Genomic DNA, 665 nt, shown 5'->3' with positions numbered 1-665 from the left:
GTTAGAATGGGTTTCTTGCAAGGTGTTTTAGTGTTGGTTGTGATTGTGGCTTTTGATCTGAAGAGTGCCTGGGGAAGTTTGAAACACCGTCAAAGTTCAAGCAGCATGAAGCCACAATCAGCTCCGGCTTCCAGAGGTCATGCTCTTTCTTCTCAAGGGTTCTTGAATCCTTTCCAAAAGGATTATCAGTTTCCGGTTCTTGACTCCAGAAGATTTGCGCAAGAGCCTCTTGGTCTTCAGGAGAAGCAGCTGATGCAGGGTCCAGTCAAGCCTTTGGACTGGAAGTTTCCAGTTGTCCCAGAAGTGCAACGTGAGTTGGCGGCGAACTTCCAGTTGAGGCAACCTGTGACTCCCAGTAGTGTGGCTGTTCAATGCAGTGAGAACCGGGTTCATGTGGAGGTGAAGAAGGATATGTTCAGCAATGGTCAGCTGATCCAGCCAAGTGGTTTGTCTATGGGAGGCTGTCCTGTTGTTGGTGAGGACTCTGCCTCTGGGGTGCTCATCTTTGAATATGCACTGCAGGACTGCAATAGTGTGTTGATGATGACCGAGGATGAGCTCGTCTACACCTATGCGGTTACCTACACTCCTGTGGCATTTGCTGGCACGCCGATTACCCGTACTGAGGGTGCAGTTGTTGGCGTTCAATGCCACTATCAAAGGCT

General features: G+C 49.8%; 1 protein-coding gene. It reads left to right on the top strand.

Features of this window, described 5'->3' with window-relative positions; genetic code table 11:
• Positions 1 to 30: 30 nt before the first annotated feature.
• Positions 31 to 665, top strand: a 635-nt coding sequence (locus DK872_RS27230; RefSeq protein WP_161519139.1) for a hypothetical protein, incomplete at its 3' end; no start/stop codon positions are given.

The organism is Kosakonia sp. MH5 (assembly GCF_009935945.1).
Classification (GTDB): Bacteria; Pseudomonadota; Gammaproteobacteria; order Enterobacterales; family Enterobacteriaceae; genus Kosakonia; species Kosakonia radicincitans.
Note: the sequence above shows the minus strand (reverse complement) of the source record. Positions and strands in the feature narration are given on the sequence as shown.